This is a genomic window from Kocuria sp. CCUG 69068 (assembly GCF_020833785.1).
Lineage (GTDB): Bacteria > Actinomycetota > Actinomycetes > Actinomycetales > Micrococcaceae > Kocuria > Kocuria rosea.
Window position 1 is genome coordinate 1 of the sequence record NZ_PDDL01000160.1, and the last position, 5502, is coordinate 5502.

The following is a 5502-nucleotide window of genomic DNA, read 5'->3' on the forward strand; positions in this document are numbered from 1 at the left end:
GCGGCGCGGGCCGTCCCGCCGCCGGCGGCGCGGCGGCTCGGGCGGACGGTAGCCGTCGAACTCGGACAGGCTCACGAGCGGCCCCCCGCGAAGGCCAGGGCGGCGGCGGCGAGCATGCCCGCCGCGGCCAGTCCGGCCCGCTGGTACATCCGGGGCAGGTCCGCGGTCGGCACCCGCGGGTCGGGCGGGAGCCCGTAGACCTCCGGCTCGTCGAGCAGCAGGAACACCGAGCCGGTGCCGCCCACGCCGTCCAGCTCGTTCGCGCCGTAGAGCCGCGCCTCGGTGCGCCCCTGGGCGTGCAGCTCGGCGACCCGGTGCCGGGCCGTCTCGACCATGTCGTCGTGCTCGCCGTACTTGATGGACGTGGTGGGGCACGTCTGCGCGCACGCGGGCGTCTGGTCGTCCACCATGCGGTCGTAGCACAGGGTGCACTTCTGGGCGACGCCCACGTTCTTCACCGCAGGCTTGTCCGGCTTGCCCGGCTGCCCGTCCCGCTCCGTGCGCGGGGCGGCCGTGCCGTCGGTGCGCCGCTCGATCACGCCGAACGGGCAGCCGGCCACGCAGGTGCCGCACCCGTTGCACACGTCGTCCTGGACCACCACGGTGCCGTGCTCGGTGCGGAACAGCGCCCCGGTGGGGCACACGTCGAGGCACCCGGCGTGCGTGCAGTGCTTGCAGACGTCCGAGGACATCAGCCAGCGGAACTCCTCGGTGTTCGGCGGGGTGGTGTCCCCGGCGGCCGGCTGCGGGCGCGCCTCGGGCGGGCCGACGCGCGGCATGCCAAGGCTCACGAGCTTGCGCCCGGACTCGCGGGCCTCCTCGATCCGCTCGCTGTCCTGTTCGACGAACGCCACGTGCCGCCAGGTGCTGGCACCCAGGGCGCCGGTGTTGTCGTAGGAGGACTCGAGCAGCTCGAGGTCCCCGTCCTGGGGGTTCTGGTTCCACTCCTTGCAGGCCACCTCGCAGGCCTTGCACCCGATGCAGATCGAGGTGTCCGTGAAGAAGCCCTTCCGCGCGTGCGCGTGCTCCCAGTGCGCGTCGGCCGTGGGATCGGTCGGTCCGGCCAGCTGGCCCATCAGTGCTCCCTCATCGGGTCGGTGGTCGGGTCGGTGGTCGGGTCGGTGCCCGGATCGGTGCTCCGGTCGGTGCCGGGGACGTCGATCCGGGTGTTGCCGGTCTCCACGGTGGCGCCCGCGCGCTGCTGGTACTCCAGGACCAGGTCGAGCAGCTCGGGACCCCGCGGCCGGCGGCCCGGGCGGATGTGGCACGAGCCCACCTTGGAGTCCTGGATCTGCACGTTGGGCTCGAGGGTCAGGCCCAGCAGGTCGTTGGCGGAGTCGCCGCTGACCACGGCGTCGTCGCCCACGCCCCAGTGGTACGGGAGGCCGATCTGGTGCACGGTGTGCCCGCGCACCACGAGCGGGGTCATCCGCTCGGTGACGAGCACCCGCACCTCGATCGCCGCCCGGGGCGAGACGATCGTGGCCCAGCCGTACGGCTCCAGCCCGCACTCGGCGGCGAGCTCGGGGGAGACCTCGCAGAACATCTCCGGCTGCAGCTCCGAGAGGTACGGCAGCCACCGGCTCATGCCGCCGGCGGTGTGGTGCTCGGTGAGCCGGTACGTGGTGAACACGTAGGGGTACACGTCCGCCCCCGGCTCCCCGGCGCTCGGGGCGGTGAGGTTGTCCTGGCGGGCGAACAGCACCCGGGAGGGGTTGCGCTGCTGGGTGTACAGGGCGTTGGCGACCGGCGACTCCTGCGGCTCGTAGTGCGTGGGCAGCGGCCCGTCCAGCACGCCCTTGGGCGCGTACAGCCAGCCCTTGCCGTCGGCCTGCATGATGAACGGGTCGTCGCCGGCGAGCGCGGCCGCGCCCCCGGAGTCGGGGTCGGGGCGGGTGCCCGGGGCGAGGTGGAGCGGGAAGTCGGGCACGTCGTCCCCGACCCACTGGTCCTGCTCCTCGTCCCACCACACGAGCTTCTTGCGCTCGCTCCAGGGCCGGCCCTCCGGGTCCGCCGAGGCGCGGTTGTAGAGCAGCCGACGGTTGGCCGGCCACGCCCAGCCCCACTCGAGCGCGGCGGGGCCCTGTTCCCCGCCGGGTCTGCGGGCGGCGGCACGGTTGACGCCGTCGGCGTAGACCCCGGTGTAGATCCAGCAGCCGCCGGAGGTCGAGCCGTCCGCCCGCATCTCGGTGTACGAGGACAGCGGCTTCCCGGCGTCCGGGCCGGTGAGGTGCCGGCCGTTGATCTCGGCGAGCACCGCCTCGGGGTCCGGCTCGCCGTGCTCGTCGACGGGGTAGTCCCAGGTGAGGTCGAGCAGCGGGCGGTCGCGCTCGTCCCCGGACCCGGCCAGCCGCTCCCGGATCCGCCGGCCCAGCTCGAAGAAGAACTGCAGCTCGCTCTGGCACTCGCCCGGCGGGGCCACGGCCTGGTGGCGCCACTGCAGCAGCCGCTGGGTCTGGGTGAAGGTGCCCGACTTCTCCACGTGCGTGGCCGCGGGCAGGAAGAACACCTCGGTCTCGATGTCCTCGGTGCGCAGCTCGCCCGAGGCGATCTCCGGGCCGTCCTTCCACCAGGTCGCCGACTCGATGAGGTTGAGGTCCCGGACCACCAGCCACTTGAGGTGGGACATGGCCATCCGCTGCATCCGGCCGTTGGAGGAGCCCACCGCGGGGTTCTGGCCGAGCAGGAAGTAGCCCTCCACCTCGTCGTCGAGCATCTTCGTCAGCGTCTGGAAGGTGCCGTGCGCGCCGGTGAGGCGCGGGAGGTAGTCGTAGGCCCAGTCGTTGTCCGCGGTGGCGGCGTCCCCCCACCAGGCCTTGAGCAGGCTCGTCGTGTAGGCGTCGGCCTCGGCCCAGTAGCCCTTCTGCTTCTTCGACGCGATCGCGGCCAGGTAGTCGTCGAACGTGTCGTGGGTGCCGGCCACCGGCATGGGCAGGTAGCCGGGCAGCAGGTTGAACAGCGTGGGGATGTCGGTCGAGCCCTGGATGCTGGCGTGCCCGCGCAGGGCCATGATCCCGCCGCCGGGGCGGCCCATGTTGCCCAGCAGCAGCTGCAGGATGGACGCGGTGCGGATGTACTGCGCGCCCAGGCTGTGCTGGGTCCAGCCCACGGCGTAGGCGAAGCACGTGGTCCGCTCCCGCCCGGAGTTCTCCGTGATGGAGCGGGCCAGGTACGCGAAGTCCTCGGGGGAGACGCCGCACACCTCCTGCACCATCTCGGGGGTGTAGCGCGCGTAGTGCCGCTTGAGGATCTGGAACACCGTCCGGGGGTCCTGCAGGGTCTCGTCGCGCTGCATGCGGGCGTGCTCCATCGGGGCGCCGCCGCTGCCGAGCTGCTGGCCGGCGGCCTCGTCCACGGCCTCCGCCCCCTCCTCGGCGCCGTGGTCGGGGTCGCCCGCGGGTGCGTCCACCCGGCCGTCGTGCTCCCCGGCGCCGCCCTCGTTCTCGGCGTAGGCCCAGGTGGACATGTCGTACTGGCCGGTCTCCGGGTCGAACCCGGAGAACAGCCCGTCGAGGTCCTCGGCGTCGCGGTAGTCCTCGTTCACCAGCGTGGCGGCGTTGGTGTAGGCGCGCACGTACTCCTCGAACCACAGGTCGTGGGTGAGCACGTGGTTGACCAGGGCGCCGAGCAGGACGATGTCCGAGCCGGCCCGGATCGGGACGTGCTTGTCAGCGACCGCCGAGGTGCGGGTGAAGCGCGGGTCGACGTGGATGACCCGGGCGCCGCGCGCCTTGGCCTCCGTCACCCACTGGTAGCCCACGGGGTGGCACTCGGCCATGTTGGAGCCCTGGATGACGATGCAGTCGGCGTTGGCCATGTCCTGCAGGGACTGCGTGGCACCGCCACGTCCGAACGAGGCTCCCAGACCGGGAACCGTGGCGGAGTGTCAAATACGGGCCTGGTTCTCGATCTGGATCGCTCCCGCGGCGGTGAAGAGCTTCTTGATGAGGTAGTTCTCCTCGTTGTCCAGCGTGGCGCCGCCCAGGGCGGCGAAGCCCATCGTGCGGCGCAGCGGACGGCCCTGCTCGTCGGCGTCCTGCCAGCCGTTGCGGCGGGCCTCGAGGACGCGGTCGGCCACCATCTCGAGGGCGGTGCCGAGGTCCAGCCGCTGCCACTCGGTGGCCCGGGGCGCACGGTAGAGCACCTCGGTCTGCCGGCCGGGGGCGTTGACCAGCTGCTCGCTGGCCGCGCCCTTGGGGCACAGGCGTCCGCGGGAGATCGGCGAGTCCGGGTCGCCCTCGATCTGGACGACCTTCTCGTCCTTGACGTACACCCGCTGGCCGCAGCCGACCGCGCAGTACGGGCAGACGCTCTGCACGACCCGGTCCGCGGTGGTCGTGCGCGGGCTCGTCGTCCGGGTGCGCTCCGAGGTCACCGCCGGTCCGCGACCGAGCAGGTCGCCCGAACGGATCTGCCGGAGGACCGGCCACTCCAGGGGACTGAATCGTGACATGTCAGGAGCATAGCCCGCCGGTGTGTCAGGAGCCACGCCGGCGGGCGGCGCGGACGCAGGCGCCGCCGGCGCGCGGAACCCGCTGGTCCCGTGGGGACTCCGCTAGGCCCGCGGGGACTCCGCCGTCCGGGAAGGGGTGCCCAGGACCAGGCGGCGGGTGCCCCGGACGGCGGCCGCGATCACCCGCTCGAGCGGTCCCTGACCGAACGTCGCCTGCCAGAGCACGGCGAAGCCGGCGGCCACGGCCACGTGCACGGCGAACCAGAGCACGCGGTCCTCGTAGTGGAGCGTCGTGGCCAGGGCGAGCAGGTGGGCCGAGTACAGGGTCAGGGTGCGGGCCCCCATGGCGCCCAGGGTGGTCCACAGCCGGTTCGGGCGCGCGACGAGCAGGAAGAGCCCCAGCACGGCCAGGCCGGTGCCCAGGTCCATGAGCAGCGTCACCGGGGTGTTGCTGTGCGGTCCGGGGGTGAGCAGCCACCACCACGTGGAGGTGGGCAGGTCCGGGCTCGGGCCCCAGACGAGGATCTCGTCGACCTGGTCCTCGCTCAGCCACGGGGTGTGCCGCAGCAGCTGGTCGTAGCCGCCGGCCTGCAGGACCAGCACCCAGTAGACGAACCAGGCCCCGAGCGCCAGGACCACGCCGGCCACAGCGATCCGGACCCGCACCACGATCTCGTGCAGGTCGGTCCGGCCGAGGAGCAGACCGGCGCAGAGGTACGTCAGGTAGGGCACGGCCGGGTAGGTCCCGGTCAGCAGCACCTGGGCCAGGGTGGCGCCCGGGTCCGCGAGCGCGCTGCCGAGGGTGGGGTTGACGGCCCCGGCCTGGGGCAGGGCGGGGCCGAGGACGTGCACGAGCACGGGGCCCAGGACCGCGGCGAGCGCCGCGACGGCGGCCAGCGTGCGGCGCCGCAGGCCCAGCAGCGGGACGGCGAGCAGGAAGAACGCGCCGTAGTAGACGAGGATGCCCAGCGCGGGCGCCGGGGACGGCATGACCTGGTTGATCGCCAGCCCGGCGGCGGCGATGAGCAGGGCCCGCACCACCAGGCCGG

The 5502-nt window shown here is 73.2% G+C and carries 3 protein-coding genes; all 3 read right to left on the reverse strand.

From position 1 onward, the window contains the following. Positions 1-71: 71 nt before the first annotated feature. Positions 72-1076 (reverse strand): 4Fe-4S dicluster domain-containing protein, encoded by a 1005-nt coding sequence (locus tag CRM73_RS17945; RefSeq protein ID WP_035923449.1) that lies wholly within the window; start codon positions 1074-1076, stop codon positions 72-74. Further along, the gene (fdh, locus tag CRM73_RS17950) at positions 1076-4453 is read right to left on the reverse strand and encodes a formate dehydrogenase (RefSeq protein WP_229588662.1); all 3378 of its coding nucleotides are present in this window, start codon (positions 4451-4453) and stop codon (positions 1076-1078) included. Before fdh ends, CRM73_RS17945 begins: the two co-directional genes overlap by 1 nt. A gap of 102 nt (positions 4454-4555) precedes the next feature. After that, a partial coding sequence (locus CRM73_RS17955) for a hypothetical protein (protein WP_229588663.1) occupies positions 4556-5502 on the reverse strand: 947 nt, incomplete at its 5' end.

Coding starts and splice junctions, on each gene's coding strand:
- CRM73_RS17945 (WP_035923449.1), bottom strand. CDS start 1,076: ATGGGCCAGCTGGCCGGACCGACCGATCCCACGGCCGACGCGCACTGG.